Source organism: Bacillus sp. CCNWLW194 (genome assembly GCF_037120585.1).
Lineage (GTDB): Bacteria > Bacillota > Bacilli > Bacillales > Bacillaceae_G > Bacillus_A > Bacillus_A basilensis.
Map to the genome: position 1 here is coordinate 52,588 of NZ_JBBBBL010000001.1, position 19,831 is coordinate 72,418.

General features: G+C 36.5%; 21 protein-coding genes. 17 read left to right on the forward strand and 4 right to left on the reverse strand.

The window, feature by feature from the left end; genetic code table 11:
- The first annotated feature begins 40 nt into the window (after window positions 1–40).
- The 11 genes from V7S50_RS00285 (at window position 41) to V7S50_RS00335 (ending at window position 10,588) form a co-directional block, all read left to right on the forward strand.
- Window positions 41–439, forward strand: coding sequence for a cytidine deaminase (locus V7S50_RS00285; RefSeq protein WP_001086294.1), 399 nt, complete (start codon window positions 41–43; stop codon window positions 437–439).
- A complete protein-coding gene (gene era / locus V7S50_RS00290; RefSeq protein WP_048531222.1) occupies window positions 432–1,337 on the forward strand; it encodes a GTPase Era in 906 nt (301 codons plus the stop codon). The genes V7S50_RS00285 and era overlap by 8 nt, the downstream gene beginning before the upstream one ends.
- Before the next feature lie 175 nt (window positions 1,338–1,512).
- Complete coding sequence (locus V7S50_RS00295) at window positions 1,513–1,656, forward strand: YqzL family protein (protein WP_000883924.1); 144 nt, start codon at window positions 1,513–1,515, stop codon at window positions 1,654–1,656.
- Window positions 1,657–1,689: 33 nt separating this feature from the next.
- Entirely contained in the window at window positions 1,690–2,436 is a 747-nt protein-coding gene (gene recO / locus V7S50_RS00300) for a DNA repair protein RecO (protein ID WP_063222930.1), read from the forward strand.
- 107 nt (window positions 2,437–2,543) lie between these two features.
- Entirely contained in the window at window positions 2,544–3,176 is a 633-nt protein-coding gene (locus V7S50_RS00305; protein WP_000583758.1) for a helix-turn-helix transcriptional regulator, read from the forward strand.
- A gap of 29 nt (window positions 3,177–3,205) precedes the next feature.
- Window positions 3,206–4,018 (forward strand): pyruvate, water dikinase regulatory protein, encoded by an 813-nt coding sequence (locus V7S50_RS00310; protein WP_060632300.1) that lies wholly within the window; start codon window positions 3,206–3,208, stop codon window positions 4,016–4,018.
- 853 nt (window positions 4,019–4,871) lie between these two features.
- Entirely contained in the window at window positions 4,872–6,668 is a 1,797-nt protein-coding gene (gene dnaG / locus V7S50_RS00315; RefSeq protein WP_199677512.1) for a DNA primase, read from the forward strand.
- Window positions 6,669–6,727: 59 nt separating this feature from the next.
- On the forward strand, window positions 6,728–7,855 hold the full coding sequence (rpoD, locus tag V7S50_RS00320; RefSeq protein WP_000764060.1) for an RNA polymerase sigma factor RpoD: 1,128 nt from the start codon (window positions 6,728–6,730) through the stop codon (window positions 7,853–7,855).
- 385 nt (window positions 7,856–8,240) lie between these two features.
- Complete coding sequence (gene cccA / locus V7S50_RS00325; protein ID WP_000828148.1) at window positions 8,241–8,597, forward strand: cytochrome c550; 357 nt, start codon at window positions 8,241–8,243, stop codon at window positions 8,595–8,597.
- A 165-nt stretch (window positions 8,598–8,762) separates the two neighbouring features.
- Window positions 8,763–9,470: a tRNA (adenine(22)-N(1))-methyltransferase gene (locus tag V7S50_RS00330; RefSeq protein ID WP_242252265.1), complete on the forward strand. Its 708-nt coding sequence runs from the start codon at window positions 8,763–8,765 to the stop codon at window positions 9,468–9,470.
- Window positions 9,467–10,588, forward strand: coding sequence for a Nif3-like dinuclear metal center hexameric protein (locus tag V7S50_RS00335; protein WP_242252264.1), 1,122 nt, complete (start codon window positions 9,467–9,469; stop codon window positions 10,586–10,588). The genes V7S50_RS00330 and V7S50_RS00335 overlap by 4 nt, the downstream gene beginning before the upstream one ends.
- Window positions 10,589–10,628: 40 nt before the next feature.
- Here V7S50_RS00335 and V7S50_RS00340 read toward each other — a convergent pair whose 3' ends face one another.
- Window positions 10,629–11,579: a 4-hydroxy-3-methylbut-2-enyl diphosphate reductase gene (locus V7S50_RS00340; RefSeq protein WP_063222934.1), complete on the reverse strand. Its 951-nt coding sequence runs from the start codon at window positions 11,577–11,579 to the stop codon at window positions 10,629–10,631.
- An 89-nt stretch (window positions 11,580–11,668) separates the two neighbouring features.
- Window positions 11,669–12,439 (reverse strand): YqfQ family protein, encoded by a 771-nt coding sequence (locus V7S50_RS00345; RefSeq protein WP_242252263.1) that lies wholly within the window; start codon window positions 12,437–12,439, stop codon window positions 11,669–11,671.
- A 180-nt stretch (window positions 12,440–12,619) separates the two neighbouring features.
- Here V7S50_RS00345 and V7S50_RS00350 point away from each other — a divergent pair, with 180 nt between their 5' ends.
- Window positions 12,620–13,930 carry a DEAD/DEAH box helicase gene (locus V7S50_RS00350; protein WP_242252262.1) on the forward strand — a complete coding sequence of 437 codons (1,311 nt, stop codon included), beginning with the start codon at window positions 12,620–12,622 and terminating at the stop codon, window positions 13,928–13,930.
- A gap of 231 nt (window positions 13,931–14,161) precedes the next feature.
- Entirely contained in the window at window positions 14,162–15,058 is an 897-nt protein-coding gene (locus V7S50_RS00355; RefSeq protein WP_000912460.1) for a deoxyribonuclease IV, read from the forward strand.
- Window positions 15,059–15,084: 26 nt separating this feature from the next.
- Here V7S50_RS00355 and V7S50_RS00360 read toward each other — a convergent pair whose 3' ends face one another.
- Window positions 15,085–15,339, reverse strand: coding sequence for a DUF2624 domain-containing protein (locus V7S50_RS00360; protein WP_097950552.1), 255 nt, complete (start codon window positions 15,337–15,339; stop codon window positions 15,085–15,087).
- A gap of 149 nt (window positions 15,340–15,488) precedes the next feature.
- Here V7S50_RS00360 and V7S50_RS00365 point away from each other — a divergent pair, with 149 nt between their 5' ends.
- The 4 genes from V7S50_RS00365 to V7S50_RS00380 all read left to right on the forward strand — a co-directional run bounded on the left by V7S50_RS00365 (window position 15,489) and on the right by V7S50_RS00380 (window position 18,578).
- Window positions 15,489–16,367 carry a YitT family protein gene (locus V7S50_RS00365; RefSeq protein WP_000435966.1) on the forward strand — a complete coding sequence of 293 codons (879 nt, stop codon included), beginning with the start codon at window positions 15,489–15,491 and terminating at the stop codon, window positions 16,365–16,367.
- Between the two features lie 180 nt (window positions 16,368–16,547).
- Window positions 16,548–17,318 carry a metal ABC transporter ATP-binding protein gene (locus V7S50_RS00370; RefSeq protein ID WP_242252261.1) on the forward strand — a complete coding sequence of 257 codons (771 nt, stop codon included), beginning with the start codon at window positions 16,548–16,550 and terminating at the stop codon, window positions 17,316–17,318.
- Window positions 17,318–18,151, forward strand: coding sequence for a metal ABC transporter permease (locus V7S50_RS00375; RefSeq protein ID WP_000613823.1), 834 nt, complete (start codon window positions 17,318–17,320; stop codon window positions 18,149–18,151). Before V7S50_RS00370 ends, V7S50_RS00375 begins: the two co-directional genes overlap by 1 nt.
- A gap of 13 nt (window positions 18,152–18,164) precedes the next feature.
- Window positions 18,165–18,578, forward strand: a complete 414-nt coding sequence (locus V7S50_RS00380) for a Fur family transcriptional regulator (protein WP_001054512.1) — start codon at window positions 18,165–18,167, stop codon at window positions 18,576–18,578.
- Between the two features lie 79 nt (window positions 18,579–18,657).
- Here V7S50_RS00380 and ispG read toward each other — a convergent pair whose 3' ends face one another.
- Window positions 18,658–19,761 (reverse strand): flavodoxin-dependent (E)-4-hydroxy-3-methylbut-2-enyl-diphosphate synthase, encoded by a 1,104-nt coding sequence (ispG, locus tag V7S50_RS00385; protein WP_140350543.1) that lies wholly within the window; start codon window positions 19,759–19,761, stop codon window positions 18,658–18,660.
- Between the last annotated feature and the right edge of the window lie 70 nt (window positions 19,762–19,831).

Here is a 19,831-nt window from a genome sequence, read left to right on the forward strand (position 1 = left end):
TGTATCTATTCACAGCTGTGAACAGGAAGGATGCGGGAATATGAATAGTAAACAATTAATTCAAGAAGCAATCGAAGCGCGTAAACAAGCGTACGTACCATATTCTAAATTTCAAGTAGGTGCAGCATTATTAACACAGGATGGAAAAGTGTATCGTGGATGTAATGTTGAGAATGCATCATATGGCCTATGTAACTGTGCAGAAAGAACAGCTTTATTTAAGGCGGTTTCTGAAGGAGATAAAGAGTTTGTAGCTATCGCGATTGTGGCGGATACAAAGCGTCCAGTACCTCCTTGTGGAGCATGTCGACAAGTTATGGTAGAATTATGTAAACAGGATACGAAAGTATACCTGTCAAATTTACATGGTGATGTTCAAGAGACAACGGTCGGAGAATTGTTACCAGGAGCATTTTTAGCGGAGGATTTACATGAATAGAAAAGGTTATAAATCAGGTTTTGTCTCTATTATTGGCAGACCGAATGTTGGGAAATCTACATTTTTAAATCGTATTATCGGCCAAAAAATTGCTATTATGAGTGACAAGCCACAAACAACTCGTAATAAAATTCAAGGCGTATATACAGAAAATGATTCACAAGTAATTTTCATTGATACACCAGGAATACATAAACCTAAACATAAACTAGGTGACTTCATGGTGAAGATGGCTCAAACGACATTAAAAGAAGTTGATATCGTTCTGTTTATGGTCAATGCAGTCGAAGGATTTGGTCGTGGTGAGGAATTCATCATTGAGAAGTTAAAAGAAACGAAGCAACCAGTATTTTTAGTCATTAATAAAATTGACCAACTTCATCCAGAACAATTATTAGAGTTAATTGATCAATATCGCAAACTACATGAATTTGCAGAGATTGTACCGATTTCTGCATTAGATGGTAATAATGTGGACGCTTTAATTGGAACGATTAAAAAGTATTTACCAGAAGGACCACAATACTATCCAGATAATCAAGTAACGGACCATCCGGAGAGATTTATTATTGCAGAGCTTATTCGTGAGAAAGTACTACATTTAACACGTGAAGAAGTGCCGCATTCTGTGGCTGTTGTTATCGATGCAATTCAAAAACGCGAAGGCGGGGCAGTTTATATCAATGCAACGATTGTTGTTGAACGTCCATCGCAAAAAGGGATTATTATCGGTAAACAAGGGAAGATGTTAAAAGAAGTTGGTAAGAGAGCTCGTTTTGATATTGAAGCATTACTTGGTTCTAAAGTATTTTTAGAAGTATGGGTAAAAGTGCAAAAAGATTGGCGCAATAAAATGTCTCAGCTTCGTGACCTTGGTTTCCGCGAAGACGAGTACTAAAATAGAGTAAAGCTGTAATCAGCGGATGTTTTGTTCATCCGCTGATTATTGGTTTTATGAGTTTTGATAAATTAGGAAAAATTTTTCTCACATGAAAATGGACAAAATGGGTCAATTTAATAACAACAAAGGAAATTGGTTTATAGGCTACGCTTATTGAGAAAGGTGGATTCTTATGCTAGATTTTACCTGGAAGTTTTTCTCCAAAACAGGAAGCATTGAAACGTATTTGCTTTTGAAAGAAATGGAAAAAGACGTAAACGATGAGATGGATCAACATGAAGAGGAGCTAGCGCATCTAGACTCTCCAATTTCTTGACCCGTTTTGTTCAAACCTTGGATGGTGACGAACATGTTTCAAAAAGTTGAGGGCATCGTTATCCGTACGACAGATTACGGAGAAACGAACAAGATTGTTACAATATTCTCAAGAGAACTTGGTAAGGTAAGTGCAATGGCAAGAGGAGCGAAAAAACCGAAAAGCCGGTTAGCATCTGTTTCGCAACTTATGACACATGGTCATTTCCTTATACAAATGGGATCTGGACTTGGAACTTTGCAACAAGGCGAGATTATTTCAACTATGAAAGAAATTCGCGAGGATATATTTTTAACTGCTTATGCATCATTTATTGTTGAGTTAACTGATAAAGCAACAGAAGATAAAAAACATAATCCATATTTATTTGAAATGTTATATCAAACGTTGCATTACATGTGTGAGGGTGTTGATTCAGAAGTATTATCATTAATTTATCAAACGAAAATGCTTCCGGTATTAGGGATGCGCCCGTACTTTGATACATGTGCGATTTGTCATCAAGAAACAGATTTTGTCGCCTTCTCTGTCCGGGAAGGCGGTTTTCTGTGCTCGCGTCATGCTGAGCAAGATCAGTATCGTATACCAGTGGGGGAAGCCGTTCATAAATTATTACGTCTTTTCTACCACTTCGATTTACATAGACTTGGCAATGTATCAGTGAAGGATAGCACAAAAAAACAAATGCGTTTAGTGTTGAATACATATTATGATGAATATTGCGGGATTTATTTGAAATCAAGACGTTTCTTAGAACAACTTGATAAGTTTCAAATATAATTTGGGGCCGTATATGGTCCTTTTTACATCCTATCTTTTTCGAATAGCATATTTAGTATATAATATTTAAGAGATAGTATAACTTTTTTCGTTGTGCATTAAAGGTGGTGATTATCATAGAGCTGAATAAACGGCAGGAACATATCATTCAGATTGTAAAAGATCACGGTCCTATTACAGGGGAGTCAATTGCTGCGCAATTGGGATTAACACGTGCAACGCTAAGGCCAGACTTAGCAATTTTAACGATGGCTGGTTATTTAGAAGCACGCCCACGCGTAGGTTATTTTTATACGGGAAAAACTGGGGGACAGCTATTATCTGAAGCTGTTAAGAAAATTAAAGTACAAGATTATCAATCTAGACCAGTTGTAATTGATAAAAATGTATCAGTATACGATGCAATTTGTACGATGTTTTTAGAGGATGTAGGTACATTATTCGTTGTAGATCAATCGACTCTATTAGTTGGTGTTGTATCTCGTAAAGATTTATTACGAGCTAGCTTAGGAAAGCAGGATTTAACCTCTCTTCCGGTTAATATTATCATGACAAGGATGCCAAACATTGCGATGTGTCGTAGAGAAGATTCTTTATATGATATTGCGATGGAATTAATAGAAAGACAGATTGATGCGATGCCAGTTGTAAAAGATACGAAACAAGGTTTAGAAGTGATTGGACGAATTACAAAAACAAATATTACACGTGCGTTTGTAAACTTAGTAAATAACGAATAAGTGTAATTTGTTTAAAGTGAGGTAATGTAATGGATAATAAAATCGTATATGTCGTATCTGACTCTGTCGGAGAAACGGCTGATTTGGTTGTTCGAGCAGCAATGGGGCAATTCCCATTTGCTCCTGATATTAGACGTGTGCCGTATGTAGAAGATACAGGGACATTAAAAGAAGTGATTTCGATTGCTAAGAGCAATCAAGCGCTTATTTGTTTTACGTTAGTAAAACCTGACATGCGTCAGTATTTAGTAACAGAGGCTGCAAAAGAAGGCGTAGAGGCATATGATATTATCGGGCCTCTAATCGATCAAATTGAAGAAATTACAGGGCAAGTACCGAGATATGAGCCGGGTGTTGTTCGTAGATTAGATGAAGAATATTTTAAAAAGATTGAAGCGATTGAGTTTGCTGTAAAGTATGATGATGGTAGAGATGCGCGCGGTATTTTAAAAGCGGATATCGTGTTGATTGGGATTTCGCGTACATCAAAAACACCACTTTCTCAATATTTAGCGCATAACAAACGTTTGAAAGTTGCCAATGTACCACTTGTACCAGAAGTGGATCCACCTGAGGAATTATATCAAGTGGCAAAAGAAAAATGTTTCGGTTTGAAAATTACGCCAGATAAGTTGAATCATATTCGAAAAGAGCGATTGAAATCACTTGGACTAAGTGACGGTGCAACATATGCCAATATTAATCGTATTAAAGAAGAAATTGATCACTTTGAGAATGTAGTTGGTAAAATAAATTGTCAAGTAATTGATGTATCGAATAAGGCGATTGAAGAAACAGCTAACATTATTGTGAATGCAGTGCAAAACCAAAAAATGTTTTAGCACATTTACCAAAGGTGAATGTGCTTTTTTCGCTCGTGAGAAACACAATCCTTGCTGATTTCGTAATAGATTATACCGGAGTGGTTATACTTATATTCTTCTGTCCTTTTATTACGTTAAAGGTAGGGTTTCGTTATCCTGAAATAGAGGATGAAAAAATAAAGGGATATGTAGCGTAGCTGAAGAAAATATATTATAATAAAAAATTGTGATAAAAACCTATATTTTACGTTTAGACTTTAATTTTTCAGAATAAACTAGGGATAGGATTTACGAAAAGACATGTAATTACGTTAAATCGACAAAATCTATACAAGAAAACGCACATTATGGAAGGATTCGCAGAAGGGATGTAGAATACAGAAATATGCAAAACATCAATATGGTATTAGTTGATGCAGATGCATATCCTGTGAAGGCTGAAAATTGTGCAAGTTGGAACGAAATTTCATGTCGAAATTTTGTTTGTCACATCGTATGCTCATCGTTTAAGGAAACAGCAAGGGAAATTGGATCTATGTAGATGCTGAATGAGCTAAAGTTGATTTCTTTATATGTATCAACATGCAAAAGAAACAGATCTCGTGATCACATAGGATATGATACTTGCTAGTCTTCTTGTAAAAAAGTGCATATGTATTGTCTCCAGGAGGTACATTTGTAACAGATGAGTAAATGGATACAATTTTATATAGTAGGTACGTGTCTGCGAAGTTACGCAGAAAAGGGTCTGCAAAATCGTTTGATAACGTAATCGACAACACTTTCTAATAAGTTTAGAAAAAATATTGTCGAATTATAAAGGAATTTTTTAATTTATATCGAATACAAAATACGACACGGAGATGGAGTTATGGGGAACAGAATTCCCGAAGAAGTTGTTGAACAGATTCGGACGTCATCCGACATAGTAGAAGTGATTGGTGAATACGTTCAACTTAGAAAACAGGGGCGTAACTATTTCGGCCTTTGTCCATTTCATGGTGAGAATTCTCCTTCATTCTCTGTTTCATCTGATAAGCAAATTTTTCATTGCTTCGGATGTGGAGAAGGTGGAAATGTATTTTCCTTTCTAATGAAAATGGAAGGACTGGCTTTTACCGAGGCTGTTCAAAAGCTAGGTGAAAGAAATGGAATTGCGGTTGCAGAGTATACATCAGGGCAAGGACAACAAGAAGACATATCTGATGACACTGTCATCATGCAACAAGCTCATGAACTTTTGAAAAAGTATTATCATCATTTATTAGTAAATACAGAAGAAGGAAACGAAGCACTTTCGTATTTGTTAAAACGTGGTATTACAAAAGAGATGATTGAGAAGTTTGAAATTGGTTATGCGTCACCTGCTTGGGATGCAGCAACAAAAATTTTGCAAAAAAGAGGTTTATCGCTGTCTAGTATGGAACAAGCTGGTCTTCTCATAAGAAGCGAGAAGGATGGTAGTCATTATGATCGCTTCCGTGGAAGGGTCATGTTTCCAATCTATACGTTGCAAGGTAAAGTGATAGCATTTAGTGGAAGGGCATTAGGAGATGACACTCCGAAATATTTAAATAGCCCTGAAACACCGATTTTTCACAAAAGTAAATTGTTGTATAACTTCCACCAAGCGAGGCCGTTTATTAGAAAACGTGGGCAAGTGGTCCTTTTGGAAGGATATGCTGACGTACTAGCTGCGGTAAAAAGTGGTGTGGAAGAAGCTGTTGCGACAATGGGAACAGCTTTAACTGAAGAACAAGCAAAACTTCTGCGACGTAACGTTGAAACTGTTGTTCTTTGCTATGATGGTGATAAAGCAGGGCGAGAAGCGACGATGAAAGCAGGGCAATTATTGTTGCAAGTTGGTTGCCAAGTGAAAGTTACATCCTTGCCAGATAAGCTTGATCCTGATGAATATGTGCAACAATATGGGACAACTGCTTTTGAAAATCTTGTGAAATCAAGTATAAGTTTTGTTGGTTTTAAAATAAATTATTTGCGTTTAGGGAAAAATTTGCAAGATGAGTCTGGCAAAGAAGAGTATGTGAAAAGTGTTTTAAAAGAGTTATCATTGTTACAGGATGCGATGCAGGCAGAATCATATTTGAAGTCATTATCGCAAGAATTTTCGTATTCAATGGAAACACTTTTGAATCAATTGCACCAATATCGCAAAGAACAAAAGGTACAGCAAAAACAAGTAAAGCAGGTTTCTAAGCCGTCTCAAATTGTTCAAACAAAACCGAAGTTAACAGGTTTTGAAAGGGCAGAAAGAGAAATTATTTACCATATGTTGCAAAGTCCAGAAGTGGCTGTTCGTATGGAATCCCACATAGAAGATTTTCATACAGAAGAACATAAAGGGATTTTATATGAACTATACGCATATTATGAAAAGGGAAATGAACCTTCAGTCGGAACATTTTTAAGTTGGCTCTCTGATGAAAAGTTGAAAAATATTATCACTGATATTTCGACGGATGAATTTATTAATCCAGAATACACAGAAGAAGTGTTAGAAGGCCATTTGGAGACGCTTAGACGTCATCAAGAAAAACTTGAAAAGATGGAAATCATCTTTAAGGTAAAACAGATGGAAAAAACGGATCCTGTAGAGGCTGCTAAATATTATGTAGCATATTTACAAAATCAAAAAGCGAGAAAATAGCTTTTTTGAGAAGTTTTTAGTATAATGAATGTTTGTATCTCGCGTAAGGAGGGGAACAGATGGCTGATAAACCAGCTCGTTCTAAACAAATTGAAACTGAAATGACCCTTGAGCAGGTGAAAGAACAACTCACTGAGCTCGGAAAAAAACGTGGCGTTCTTACATATGAAGAGATTGCAGAACGCATGAATGGATTTGAAATTGAATCCGATCAAATGGATGAATACTATGAATATTTAGGTGAACAAGGAATTGACTTAGTTGGCGACAATGACAACGACGAAGGCCCTAATAATCGCCAAATAGCAAAATCGGAAGAAGAATTCGACCTCAATGATTTAAGTGTACCACCTGGGGTTAAAATCAACGATCCTGTTCGTATGTATTTAAAAGAAATTGGTCGTGTAGATTTACTATCTGCAGAAGAAGAAATTCGACTTGCAACGCGTATTGAAGAAGGCGATGAAGAAGCGAAGCGTCGTCTTGCAGAAGCAAACTTACGTCTTGTAGTAAGTATTGCAAAGCGCTACGTGGGCCGTGGTATGCTTTTCTTAGACTTAATCCAAGAAGGGAATATGGGTCTAATTAAAGCGGTTGAAAAGTTCGATTATCGTAAAGGTTTCAAATTTAGTACGTATGCAACTTGGTGGATTCGCCAAGCAATTACACGTGCGATTGCAGACCAAGCAAGAACAATTCGTATCCCAGTTCATATGGTTGAAACAATTAATAAGTTAATTCGTGTACAACGTCAGTTATTACAAGATTTAGGACGCGAACCATCTCCTGAAGAGATTGGTGAAGAAATGGATCTTGCTCCAGAAAAAGTACGTGAAATCTTAAAAATTGCACAGGAGCCAGTTTCCCTTGAAACACCGATTGGTGAAGAAGATGACTCCCATTTAGGTGATTTTATTGAAGACCAAGAAGCAACATCGCCTGCGGACCATGCAGCGTATGAATTGCTAAAAGAACAATTAGAAGATGTGTTAGATACACTAACAGATCGTGAAGAAAATGTTCTACGTCTTCGTTTTGGTTTAGATGATGGACGAACTCGTACGCTTGAAGAAGTTGGGAAAGTATTCGGCGTAACAAGAGAACGTATCCGTCAAATTGAAGCAAAAGCACTTCGTAAACTAAGACATCCAAGCCGTAGTAAGCGTCTTAAGGATTTCTTAGAATAGGCTACCTTTAAGTTTACTTCACCTTTGTGAAGTAAACTTTTTTGTTTTGTTAATTTTTGTTAAACTTTATCTGTCGGCAACGATTACAATTTCTTGTAATTTATTTTACAGAATTGTCTTTTGATTTGCAAATGCTCATTTTTCGATTTTTCGATTAATTTTGTTTATTCTATACAAAAATATATGTAGAAAAGTGAAAAATATGATGAGAAACGTTAATAATTATCGAAATAATAAGCGATATAACAATAAAAAACAATAAACTGAATTTATGGAATATTTTTAACAAGTAGTAGTTTACTCTTTTCTGATAGAGCGTTTTCAAGTACAATGGAAATGACTGAATCATCTAACTATTTAGGGGTATAGAGGGGGGAGAAGAGATATGAAACGTAATCCGCTGATTCCGTTCGCTCTTATTGCAGCATTAGGTATTATCGTTATGTTTGTATTTTCATTTCAGGGGCTAAATAAATCTAAAGAGTTAGCTGATGCAAAAAATGGCGGGAAGCCAGCACAAACAGCATCAAAGCCAGAGGATATTGTAAAGCAAAGCTGTACGAGCTGCCACGGCGATCAGTTACAAGGGGCAGTAGGACCTAATTTACAAAAAATTGGTGGGAAACTTTCGAAAGAAGAGATTCAAGAAGTTATTTCGAAAGGAAAAGGAAATATGCCGCCAAATTTAGTTCCGGCTGATCAAGCCGCTAAAGTAGCTGATTGGTTATCGAAGAAAAAATAAAGTTTTGTGTTACAAGCCTTTTGCTTATGCAAAGGGCTTGTTTTTCTATATTTTCTAAAATACGATGAGTTATAGAGAATGGAATTGTTGCTATGGGCTTGCAACAACTACTATAAATTCATTATCATGGAGACAGACTGATAAGAGAAGGAGTAATGGAAATACATGAATGAAGTAAAGCTTTCAAAACGATTAGAAGAAGTTGTGCGTGAGATACCAGTAGGATCTACAGTTGCTGATATTGGATCGGATCATGCGTATTTACCGTGTTATACAATTATAAATAATATTGCTACTAAAGCAGTTGCTGGAGAGGTTGTAGATGGACCATTTCGTTCTGCACAAGCAACTGTAGCTGAAAGTGGCTTACAAGATAAAGTAGACGTGCGTAAAGGGAATGGATTAGCTGTTATCGCGCCAGGAGAAGTAGATGTAATTACAGTTGCCGGAATGGGCGGAGCGTTAATTCGTGACATTTTAGAAAGTGGTAAAGAAAAATTAGAAGGTGTATCGCGTTTAATTTTACAGCCGAATATTGCAGCGCATAACATTCGTGAATGGTTTATTGAGAATGGATGGGAGCTTATCCATGAAAAAATCGTAAAAGAAGATGGGAAAATTTACGAAATCCTAGTAGGGGAGCGAGGAAATACTGCGGTGCCTTATTCTGAGAATAAACAAGCTGAATTGTTTATGGGACCATTTTTAGTAAAAGAAAAAAGTGAAGCTTTCGTTGAAAAATGGGAAGGAGAATTGAAAAACTTCCAAAATATTTTAAAACAGTTAGAACGTGCGGCTGATTCTGAAGAAACAAAGGTGAAGCGTGAGGAAGTAGAGGCGAAAATGAAAATGATAGGGGAGGTTTTATCATGAGTAAAATTCCAAACGGCCATGAAATTATTTCTGTATTTGAAAGTATGTATCCGAAGCATTTGGCGATGGAAGGAGATAAGATTGGTCTGCAGATTGGAGCGCTTAACAAACCTGTACAGCACGTATTGATTGCGTTAGATGTAACGGAGGAAGTTGTAGATGAAGCAATTCAATTAGGAGCGAATGTCATTATTGCACATCACCCTTTAATTTTTAACCCGCTAAAAGCGATTCATACAGATAAGGCGTATGGGAAAATTATTGAAAAGTGTATTAAAAATGATATTGCCATTTATGCAGCGCATACGAATGTGGATATTGCTAAGGGCGGAGTAAATGATTTACTTTCTGAGGCGTTAGGATTGCAAAATACAGAAGTTTTGGCACCGACATACGCAGAAGAAATGAAAAAAATTGTTGTGTTTGTGCCAATAACTCACGCGGAAGAAGTACGAAAAGCATTAGGAGACGCAGGTGCTGGTCATATCGGCAATTATAGCCACTGTACGTTTAATAGCGAGGGTACTGGTACGTTTGTACCTCAAGAGGGAACAAATCCTTATATCGGGGAAACTGGGCAGTTAGAACGCGTAGAAGAAGTGCGAATCGAAACGATTATTCCAGCTTCATTACAGCGAAAAGTGACTAAAGCAATGGTAACGGCACATCCATATGAAGAAGTAGCATATGATGTGTATCCACTTGATAATAAAGGTGAAACGTTAGGGCTTGGAAAAATAGGCTATTTACAAGAAGAAATGACACTCGGACAGTTTGCAGAACATGTAAAGCAATCATTAGACGTAAAGGGTGCACGAGTTGTTGGGAAATTAGATGATAAAGTGCGCAAAGTAGCTGTACTTGGTGGCGATGGTAACAAATACATCAATCAAGCTAAATTTAAAGGAGCGGATGTATATGTAACAGGTGACATGTATTATCATGTTGCTCATGATGCGATGATGCTCGGTTTAAACATAGTTGACCCAGGACATAACGTTGAAAAAGTAATGAAGCAAGGTGTGCAAAAGCAATTGCAAGAAAAAGTGGATGCAAAGAAACTCAAAGTACACATTCATGCTTCGCAGTTACATACAGATCCATTTACATTTGTATAAGAAAAATAAAAACCGTTGCTCATATAGGCAACGGTTTTTATTATTGTTCTTTTTTCACTTTTACACGAGGTAATATTTTTTGTAACGGTACTTTTCGAACTCTTTCCCATGTAGCGGGATTCATTGGGTCATATTGATCTAAGAAAGCGATAACTTCTTTCGTAATTGGCGTTGGAGTAGAAGCACCTGCTGTAACAGCTACGTTTTCTACACCTTGTAGCCATTCTAATTTGATTTCACTTACGTCTGCAACGCGGTATGCTTTCGTACCAGCGATTTCTTGTGATACTTGTGCTAAACGGTTTGAATTGTTACTTTTCGGATCACCAACAACAATTGTTAAGTCTGCAACATCAGCTTGTTTGGCAACGGCTTCTTGGCGAACTTGAGTTGCTAAACAAATTTCCTTATGGAATTCTGCTGTTGGGAATTTCTTCTGAATGTCCTCCATTAAATGTTGAACATCCCATTGGCTCATCGTTGTTTGATTTGTAACTAAAATTTTATCCGTTGGAATTTCTAATGTTTTTAAATCATCAGCTCTTTCGATAAGATGAACGATGTCAGGTGCAATACCAACTGCGCCTTCTGGTTCTGGATGATTTTTTTTGCCGATATAAATGACATGGTAACCTTCAGCTTTCTTTGCTTCAATAAGGTCATGTGTTTTTGTAACATCTGGGCAAGTGGCATCGATTGTTGTTAAACCTTTTTCTTTTGCACGTTGTTTAACTTCTGGAGAAACACCGTGTGCAGTGAAAATAACAGTACCAGAATCGATTTTATCTAAAATTTCTAATCGACTTGGACCGTCTAATGTAATGATACCGTCGTCTTCGAATGCATCTGTTACATGTTTGTTGTGAACAATCATACCTAAAATATAAATAGGTCTTGGTAATGTTGTATCTAATGCGGCGTTACGTGCAATAACCATCGCATCCACAACACCGTAGCAATAACCACGAGGGGAAATTTTAACAATTTTCATATGAGTAATCCTCTCCTTCTAAACAAGGGATACTTTTGTGCATAGTCTTTTACATTATAAAGGAGGAGTGGATAGAAAACAAAGGATTGTTACACATACAGTTTTGGTTTTGTTGCTATTTTTTGAACGGGCTCCTCTCGTACTTCTTTTTCTATGGCTGGCTCAATCGCTATTTTTTTTCTTTTTCTTTTTTTTTGTGGAGGAGGTGGAGTTGCTACCTCAACCTTTTCTGTTAAATCTTCAGTTTGATCTTCGGCTGGATCTTCTTCCGTACTTTTTCCAGAGGTGAGGATTTTAACAATGCTTGGTAGGTTACGCATAATGGGACCGTACTGTTCGACGACAGGACTTACAGATTGAACGACTTGGGATACTTTTTCGATATTGTTTATCATATTAGTTGGATTCGAAATTAAATTTGCAAAAAAACTGCCGATACCGCTGCTTGATGCTGCTGTAGTTGCTGCACCGCCGCGCGTTTCATTTGATTCATACATTTGAGGGGGGATCATTTGCTCGGGATGCTGCTGCATGTATGGTTGATATTGCTGTTGATATTGCTGTGGGTATTGTTGTTGATATCGCTGTTGGTATTGTTGTTGATATTGCTGTGGGTATTGCTGTTGATATTGGGGTGGCGGTTGCTGGTGTTGGTGCATCATTGGTGTCTGCCCTTCTATTTGTCGATAAGGCGGAACCATTTGCATGAAAGGTTCGGTTGGATCGTGTTTTTTAAAGAGTTTAGCAAGGAACCCTTTCTTTTTTTGTGCCATCGGTGGTAGTTGTGGAATTGGATATGGTGTATAAGGTTGTTGGCCTGGATTCGGATACATTTGCCTTGCGGGAGATTTTGGAAACATGTGAGAAATCCTCCTTTCTTCAGTTAGGTATATACACATACAATATGCAATAAGAGGGAAGAAGGTTAGTTTTTGAAGTAAAAACCTAAACTAAAGATGGATTTTACTTGTAGATTTCGATATAATGTAGACTTGACTGATTTGTGCGCGCAGTAGAAATTTAGAAAGAAGGTGTAACTTATGACACAACAAACTTTTACACAGTATGATTTTAAACCATTTTTAATAGATGCAGTTCGTGAACTACGCTTTACAGAGCCGACAGGAATTCAACAGAAAATTTTCCCGGTCGTGAAAAAAGGTGTAAGTGTAATTGGACAATCCCAAACAGGTTCTGGGAAAACACATGCATACTTACTCCCTACATTAAATAGAATTAACCCAGGTCGTGAAGAAGTACAACTTGTTATTACAGCGCCTACTCGTGAGTTAGCACAACAAATTTACGAAGAAATCGTGAAATTAACAAAGTTCTGTGCGGAAGATCAAATAATTACAGCACGTTGTTTAATTGGTGGAACTGATAAACAACGATCAATTGAAAAGTTGAAAAAACAACCTCATATTGTAGTTGGAACACCAGGACGTATTAAAGACTTAGTAGAAGCACAAGCGCTATTTGTTCATAAAGCAAATACTATTATTGTAGATGAAGCAGACTTAATGCTTGATATGGGATTCATTCATGATGTAGACAAAATTGCAGCACGCATGCCTAAAAACTTGCAAATGCTAGTTTTCTCTGCAACAATTCCTCAAAAACTAAAACCGTTTCTGAAGAAATATATGGAGAATCCAGAGCATATTCATATCAATCCAAAACAAGTTGCAGCTGGAAATATTGAGCATTATTTAGTACCTTCTAAACATCGTAACAAAATCGATTTAGTGAATAAAATGTTGCTACAATTTAAACCGTATTTAGCAGTTGTTTTCACGAATACGAAGAAGATGGCGGATCAGGTTGCTGACGGATTAATGGAACGTGGTCTAAAAGTTGGACGAATTCACGGAGATTTATCACCGCGTGATCGTAAAAAAATGATGAAACAAATTCGTGATCTAGAATTCCAATATATCGTTGCAACTGATTTAGCAGCACGTGGTATTGATATTGAAGGAATTAGTCATGTTATTAACTACGAACTTCCATCAGATTTAGATTTCTTCGTTCACCGCGTTGGAAGAACAGCACGTGCAGGCCATTCAGGTATTGCAGTGACAATTTATGATCCGGCAAACGAAGAAGCGTTAGATAGTTTAGAAAAGCAACGTAATATTGAGTTCAAGCATGTAGATTTACGCGGAGATGAGTGGGCGGATTTAGGTGAGCGTCGTCGTCGTAAGAGCCGTAAAAAACCAAATGATGAACTTGACGTTATGGCAACAAAAGTTATTAAAAAGCCGAAAAAAGTAAAACCAAACTATAAACGTAAACTTGCAACGGAACGTGACAAAGTGAAGAAAAAATATAGCAATAAAAAAAGATAAGGGATTTCCCTTATCTTTTTTTTACCCAGCTATTTGCGAGAGTCGTAATCAATATGGATAGAAAATATTGATTACAGTTTCACTTAATCCAGCTAATTTAAATGAAGAGTATAGTCTGTTTAAATAGTCATATGAATTTGTGTAGTGCGTTTTTTGTGAACAAACAATTCACTACATATTTCTACAAATTATGCTATCATTATATCTATTGTATATTGAAGAGGTGATTGTATGTTAAAGATTGGATCTCATGTTTCTATGAGTGGTAAGAAAATGTTATTAGCAGCAAGTGAAGAGGCTGTTTCATACGGTGCAACGACGTTTATGATTTATACAGGTGCACCGCAAAATACAAGAAGAAAACCAATTGAAGAATTGAATATAGAAGCAGGAAGAAAACATATGGAACTAAACGGCATTGAGGAAATTATCGTACATGCGCCATATATTATTAATGTCGGGAATACGACGAAGCCAGAAACCTTCCAATTAGGTGTGGACTTCCTTCGCATGGAAATTGAAAGAACATCGGCATTAGGTGTGGCGAAACAAATCGTGCTTCACCCAGGTGCGCACGTTGGTGCAGGAGCGGATGCTGGTATTCAACAAATTATTAAAGGGCTTAATGAAGTATTAACGCCAGAGCAGACGGTTAATATTGCGTTAGAAACGATGGCAGGAAAAGGAACAGAATGCGGTCGTAGCTTTGAAGAAATTGCAAAGATTATTGATGGTGTGAAATATAATGAGAAGCTATCTGTATGCTTTGATACGTGTCATACGCACGATGCAGGATATGACATTGTAAATGACTTTGACGGTGTATTAAACGAATTTGATAAGATTGTCGGTATTGATCGTTTGCAAGTACTGCATATTAATGATAGTAAAAATGTACGCGGCGCAGGAAAGGACCGTCATGAAAATATCGGTTTTGGTCATATCGGTTATAAAGCGTTGCATCATATTGTGCATCATCCGCAGTTAATGCACGTACCGAAAATTCTTGAAACTCCATATGTAGGTGAGGATAAAAAAGATAAGAAGCCACCATATAAATTAGAAATCGAAATGCTGAAAAATGGTACTTTTGATGAAGGGCTTCTTGAGAAAATTAAAGCGCAATAAGCAATAAGGAGGGGATTTTCCCCTCCTTATTTTAGTAGTTGCTGAAATAAAGTATTTACTTGTTGGGCAGTAGCAGGGGAGGTTACTTTTGCAATTTGTTTTAAGAGCTCTAGTCGTTCGTCATTATCGTAAATATTAATATTCTTTCCTTTCATAAGTACAACAATTTGATCAGCTTGTGCAGTCGTAATGGAAACTTTATACTCTTTACTATATTTCAATAACTCTTTTGTAGAAATATGATTTAATTTTTTATTTACAAGTTGTTTAATGAGGTTCATTGAGTTATCCTCCTTCACACGTTCTTCTATCGAAATATATGAGTACGTAGCTTGTACATATTCGTATAGAGTTTCTTTTTTCATGAGAAAAAGAAGCGTATGTTATAATAAAAGGACAAAACTATAGAAAAAGATTATAGGGAGGACTTATGGAGCAAAAGCAACATCGAAAAGAAAGTGTTATCCATCTTATGTATCGTTTAGTTATGATTATTTTCGGGGCAGCATGCGCGGCGGTAGCAATTGAACTATTTTTAATGCCAAATAAAATTATTGATGGTGGAATTATTGGTATTTCTCTTATATTAGATTATCTTACTCCTAATATTTGGTGGTTAAGTTTTTCTACTTTAGTCGTTATTCTCAATATCCCCTTTATGTATTCAGGTTATAAGCAAATCGGAAAAACGTTCATGCTATCTTCGGCGTTCGGTATTGTAGCTTTAGCGTTTATTGAATCAACGTTACATGCTGTTCCGCCATTTACAACAGAGCCAATTTTAGCGACAGTGTTTGGTGGTCTTATTTTAGGTCTTGGTGTAGGGCTCGTTATTCGTCACGGTGGATCAATGGACGGAACAGAAATTATGGGTATTTTATTAACGAAGAAATTACCTTTCTCCGTTGGCGAATTTGTAATGTTTGTGAACTTATTCATTTTTGCGTGGGCAGCATTTGTATTTGGTGTTGAACAAGCTATGTATTCTGTTATGACGTACTATATCGCATTCAAAACAATTGATACAGTCATTCAAGGTTTAGATGAAACGAAAGCAGTTTTAATTGTATCAGATCAATATGAGGAAGTATCAAATGCGATTTTACATCGTCTTGGCCGTGGAACTACAAAGCTTGTAGCGAAAGGTGGTTACACGGATAAAGAAAAAGAAGTTATATATGCCGTTGTAACGCGTCTGGAAGTGACAAAGTTAAAATCGATTGTGTATGAAATTGATGCGAATGCATTTGTTACGATTATGAGTACACAAGAGACAAATGGTGGTAAGTTTAAATCGGCTATTCACTAAAAGATTAATTGTAATATTTTTCGAAAGCAGAGAATTTTTCTCTGCTTTTTGTTATAATAGTAAGGTTTCTTGAAAAAATAGATATATTTTATGCAGATTGGTTTACAACTATAATAAGCTGTACTATAATTCAAATAGATATAAATCGGAATCATTCTGAATTAAAATAGGTGAGATGCTATGAATAATGTATTAGAAATAGAAGGATTGTCATTTCGATATGAAGATCGAAATGTGTTAGAAGATATTAATTTGCAAGTTCCGAAGGGAGCTTTTTTAGGTTTAGTTGGGCCAAATGGTTCTGGGAAATCAACCTTGTTAAAATGTTTATTAGGCGTTTTAAAGCCGAAACAGGGAAGTATTCGTTTGTTTGGTGTTGATAGTAAGAAGTTTAAAGAATGGAACAAAGTTGGTTATGTATCCCAAAAGGCAAATAGCTTTAATTCTGGTTTTCCGGCAACTGTTTTTGAAGTTGTGTCAATGGGACTCGTTTCCAAAAAAGGGCTGTTTCGCTTTTTCACGAAAAGCGATAAGGAAAAGGTAGAAAAAGCGATTGCTGATGTAGGGATGAGTGAGTTTCAGGGGCGTAATATCGGAGAACTTTCTGGTGGACAACAACAGCGTGTATTTATTGCTCGTGCGCTCGTTAGTAATCCTGAATTACTTATTTTGGACGAGCCTACTGTTGGGATCGATGTGAAGAATGTAGAAAGTTTTTATGAGATATTAGAGGATTTAAACAAAAGGTTAGGAATCACATTAATTCTCGTTACGCATGATATGGGAGCTGTTACCGAGAAAGTAACGCATGTTGCATGCTTAAACCAACATCTACATTTCCATGGAAATGTAGAAAAGTTCCGAGAGTTAGAAGATGCAGAAATGTCCGTTTTATATGGACATCATGTTCATCGTTTAAAACACGAGCATGAGCATCACGGGAGGATATAATGATACAAGATTTTTTACAATATGACTTTTTACGTAACTCTTTATATGCAGGGATTTTAATAGGACTTGTTGCACCGCTTATCGGTGTATTTGTTGTCATTCGCCGTATGTCACTTATTGCAGATGCATTAAGTCACGTGACATTATCGGGTATTGCTGCAAGTTTACTACTAGAAAAAACAATTTTCACAGGGGGATTTTTAAATCCGTTATATATGGGGATGATTTTTTCTATTGGTGGGGCGTTACTTATTGAAAAATTACGTACTGTATATAAACATTATCAAGAATTAGCAATTCCGATTATTCTTTCAGCAGGAATGGGGATTGGTGTTATTTTTATTTCACTTGCAAATGGATTTAACACAGATTTATTTAGTTATTTATTTGGTAGTGTAAGTGCTGTAACAAGTACGGATTTAATAATCATCGGCATTGTAGCAATTGTTGTTATTGTAACGATTACTCTATTATACAAAGAGTTATTTTTACTATCGTTTGATGAGGAATACGCTGTATCAACCGGTTTGAGTGCAAAGTGGATTCACTTTATTTTCATTATATTGGTTGCGCTTGTTATTGCAGTATCAATGCGTGTAGTAGGGGTTCTTCTCGTATCATCATTAATGACGTTACCAGTTGCAGCGAGTATTCGTATTGCTAATGGATTTAAACAAACAATTTTCTTTTCCATTTTATTTGGTGAAATTGCAGTAATTGGTGGAATGTTTGCTTCGTATCAACTTGATCTAGCACCAGGTGGTACAATTGTTATGATAGCAGTTCTTATTTTAATTGGTGCGATTTTATGGAAGAAGAAAAAAACTGCATAAAGTAGGGATAGATATGAATCTAACAGAAGCTTTACGCCTAATGAAAGATAAAGGATACAAACATACTGGGAAAAGGGAAGAAATGCTCAGGTTATTTGCAGCTCACAATCGTTATTTAACGGCGAAAGACGTTTTAGAGCATATGAAGGATGATTATCCAGGTCTTAGCTTTGATACAATTTATCGTAACTTAACGGTGTTTGCTGAAATTGGTGTTTTAGAACAAACAGAATTAAATGGTGAAAAACATTTTCGTTTTACATGCTCTATTATGGAACATCATCATCATTTTATTTGTTTAGATTGCGGGGGAACGAAAGAAATCACTTCCTGCCCGATGGATTTTATGAATAAAGATTTTAACGGTTATGAAGTAACAGGTCACAAGTTTGAAATATACGGCCGTTGTCCAAAATGTGCAAAGTAAAAGCTCGTCAGTTATATAACTGACGAGCTTTTTTACGTAGAAAAAAGGTTGCTCACCAATATTGTGAGCAACCTTTTTTTTATTGTTCTTGTGCTTCTTTTTCTTTTTCTCGTTCAGCAGCCATTTCAGCAGCAATTACGTCGATTTCTTTTTTCAGTTCTTCTACCATTATTTCTTCTGGTACTTTACGAACAACTTGCCCTTTGCGGAATAATAGACCTTCTCCGCGTGCGCCAGCAATACCGATATCAGCTTCACGAGCTTCACCAGGACCATTTACAGCGCAGCCAAGTACTGCAACTTTAATTGGTACTTGCAGTGTAGAGATGTATTCTTCCACCTCGTTGGCAATGCTAATTAAATCAATTTCAATACGACCACAAGTTGGACAAGAAATAAGTGTTGCTGCATTAGATGCAAGGCCGAATGACTTTAATAGTTCACGCGCAACTTTTACTTCTTCAACTGGGTCAGCACTTAATGAAATACGTAATGTATTTCCGATACCCTTATTTAAGATTGCTCCAAGACCAGCGGCACTTTTTACAGTTCCAGCAAATAAAGTTCCAGATTCTGTAATACCTAAATGTAATGGATAATCAAAAGCACGTGCAGCTTTTTCGTATGCTTCAATTGCTAAGTTAACATCAGAGGCTTTCATAGATACGATAATATCGTGGAAATCTAAGTCCTCTAAAATTTTAATATGATGTAAGGCGCTCTCAACCATACCATCTGCAGTTGGGTATCCGTATTTTTCTAAAATGTGACGCTCTAATGAACCTGCGTTTACACCGATACGGATTGGAATACCGCGTTCTTTTGCTGCATTTACAACAGCTTCTACTTTATGGCGACGACCAATGTTACCTGGATTGATACGTACTTTATCAATGCCGCCTTCAATTGCTTTTAAAGCAAGGCGATAATCAAAATGAATATCAGCAACAAGTGGAATGTTGATTTGTTTTTTAATATCAGCAATAGCATTTGCTGCGCGTTCGTCTGGAACAGCAACACGCACGACTTGACAGCCAGCTTCTTCTAAACGTTTAATTTCAGCAACTGTTGCTTCAACATCATGTGTTTTTGTTGTTGTCATACTTTGTATAATTAATTCATTATTACCGCCAATTGTTAAATTACCGACTTTAACTGGACGTGTTTTTGTACGATGAGTCATTTCATTCACGAATAGATCGCTCTCCTTATAAAAGAAGTTTCTTATTTAGTCCCTTATATCAATGATAGTA

Bases quoted from the DNA above. Each gene is read 5' to 3' on its own strand.
- V7S50_RS00370 (WP_242252261.1), top strand. From the start codon at position 16,548: ATGAATAATGTATTAGAAATAGAAGGATTGTCATTTCGATATGAAGAT.
- cccA (WP_000828148.1), top strand. From the start codon at position 8,241: ATGAAACGTAATCCGCTGATTCCGTTCGCTCTTATTGCAGCATTAGGT.
- V7S50_RS00350 (WP_242252262.1), top strand. From the start codon at position 12,620: ATGACACAACAAACTTTTACACAGTATGATTTTAAACCATTTTTAATA.
- V7S50_RS00365 (WP_000435966.1), top strand. From the start codon at position 15,489: ATGGAGCAAAAGCAACATCGAAAAGAAAGTGTTATCCATCTTATGTAT.
- V7S50_RS00360 (WP_097950552.1), bottom strand. From the start codon at position 15,339: ATGAACCTCATTAAACAACTTGTAAATAAAAAATTAAATCATATTTCT.
- V7S50_RS00375 (WP_000613823.1), top strand. From the start codon at position 17,318: ATGATACAAGATTTTTTACAATATGACTTTTTACGTAACTCTTTATAT.
- V7S50_RS00330 (WP_242252265.1), top strand. From the start codon at position 8,763: ATGAATGAAGTAAAGCTTTCAAAACGATTAGAAGAAGTTGTGCGTGAG.
- V7S50_RS00340 (WP_063222934.1), bottom strand. From the start codon at position 11,579: ATGAAAATTGTTAAAATTTCCCCTCGTGGTTATTGCTACGGTGTTGTG.
- V7S50_RS00295 (WP_000883924.1), top strand. From the start codon at position 1,513: ATGCTAGATTTTACCTGGAAGTTTTTCTCCAAAACAGGAAGCATTGAA.
- V7S50_RS00345 (WP_242252263.1), bottom strand. From the start codon at position 12,439: ATGTTTCCAAAATCTCCCGCAAGGCAAATGTATCCGAATCCAGGCCAA.
- V7S50_RS00310 (WP_060632300.1), top strand. From the start codon at position 3,206: ATGGATAATAAAATCGTATATGTCGTATCTGACTCTGTCGGAGAAACG.
- V7S50_RS00380 (WP_001054512.1), top strand. From the start codon at position 18,165: ATGAATCTAACAGAAGCTTTACGCCTAATGAAAGATAAAGGATACAAA.
- dnaG (WP_199677512.1), top strand. From the start codon at position 4,872: ATGGGGAACAGAATTCCCGAAGAAGTTGTTGAACAGATTCGGACGTCA.
- V7S50_RS00335 (WP_242252264.1), top strand. From the start codon at position 9,467: ATGAGTAAAATTCCAAACGGCCATGAAATTATTTCTGTATTTGAAAGT.
- ispG (WP_140350543.1), bottom strand. From the start codon at position 19,761: ATGACTCATCGTACAAAAACACGTCCAGTTAAAGTCGGTAATTTAACA.
- era (WP_048531222.1), top strand. From the start codon at position 432: ATGAATAGAAAAGGTTATAAATCAGGTTTTGTCTCTATTATTGGCAGA.
- V7S50_RS00285 (WP_001086294.1), top strand. From the start codon at position 41: ATGAATAGTAAACAATTAATTCAAGAAGCAATCGAAGCGCGTAAACAA.
- rpoD (WP_000764060.1), top strand. From the start codon at position 6,728: ATGGCTGATAAACCAGCTCGTTCTAAACAAATTGAAACTGAAATGACC.
- V7S50_RS00355 (WP_000912460.1), top strand. From the start codon at position 14,162: ATGTTAAAGATTGGATCTCATGTTTCTATGAGTGGTAAGAAAATGTTA.
- recO (WP_063222930.1), top strand. From the start codon at position 1,690: ATGTTTCAAAAAGTTGAGGGCATCGTTATCCGTACGACAGATTACGGA.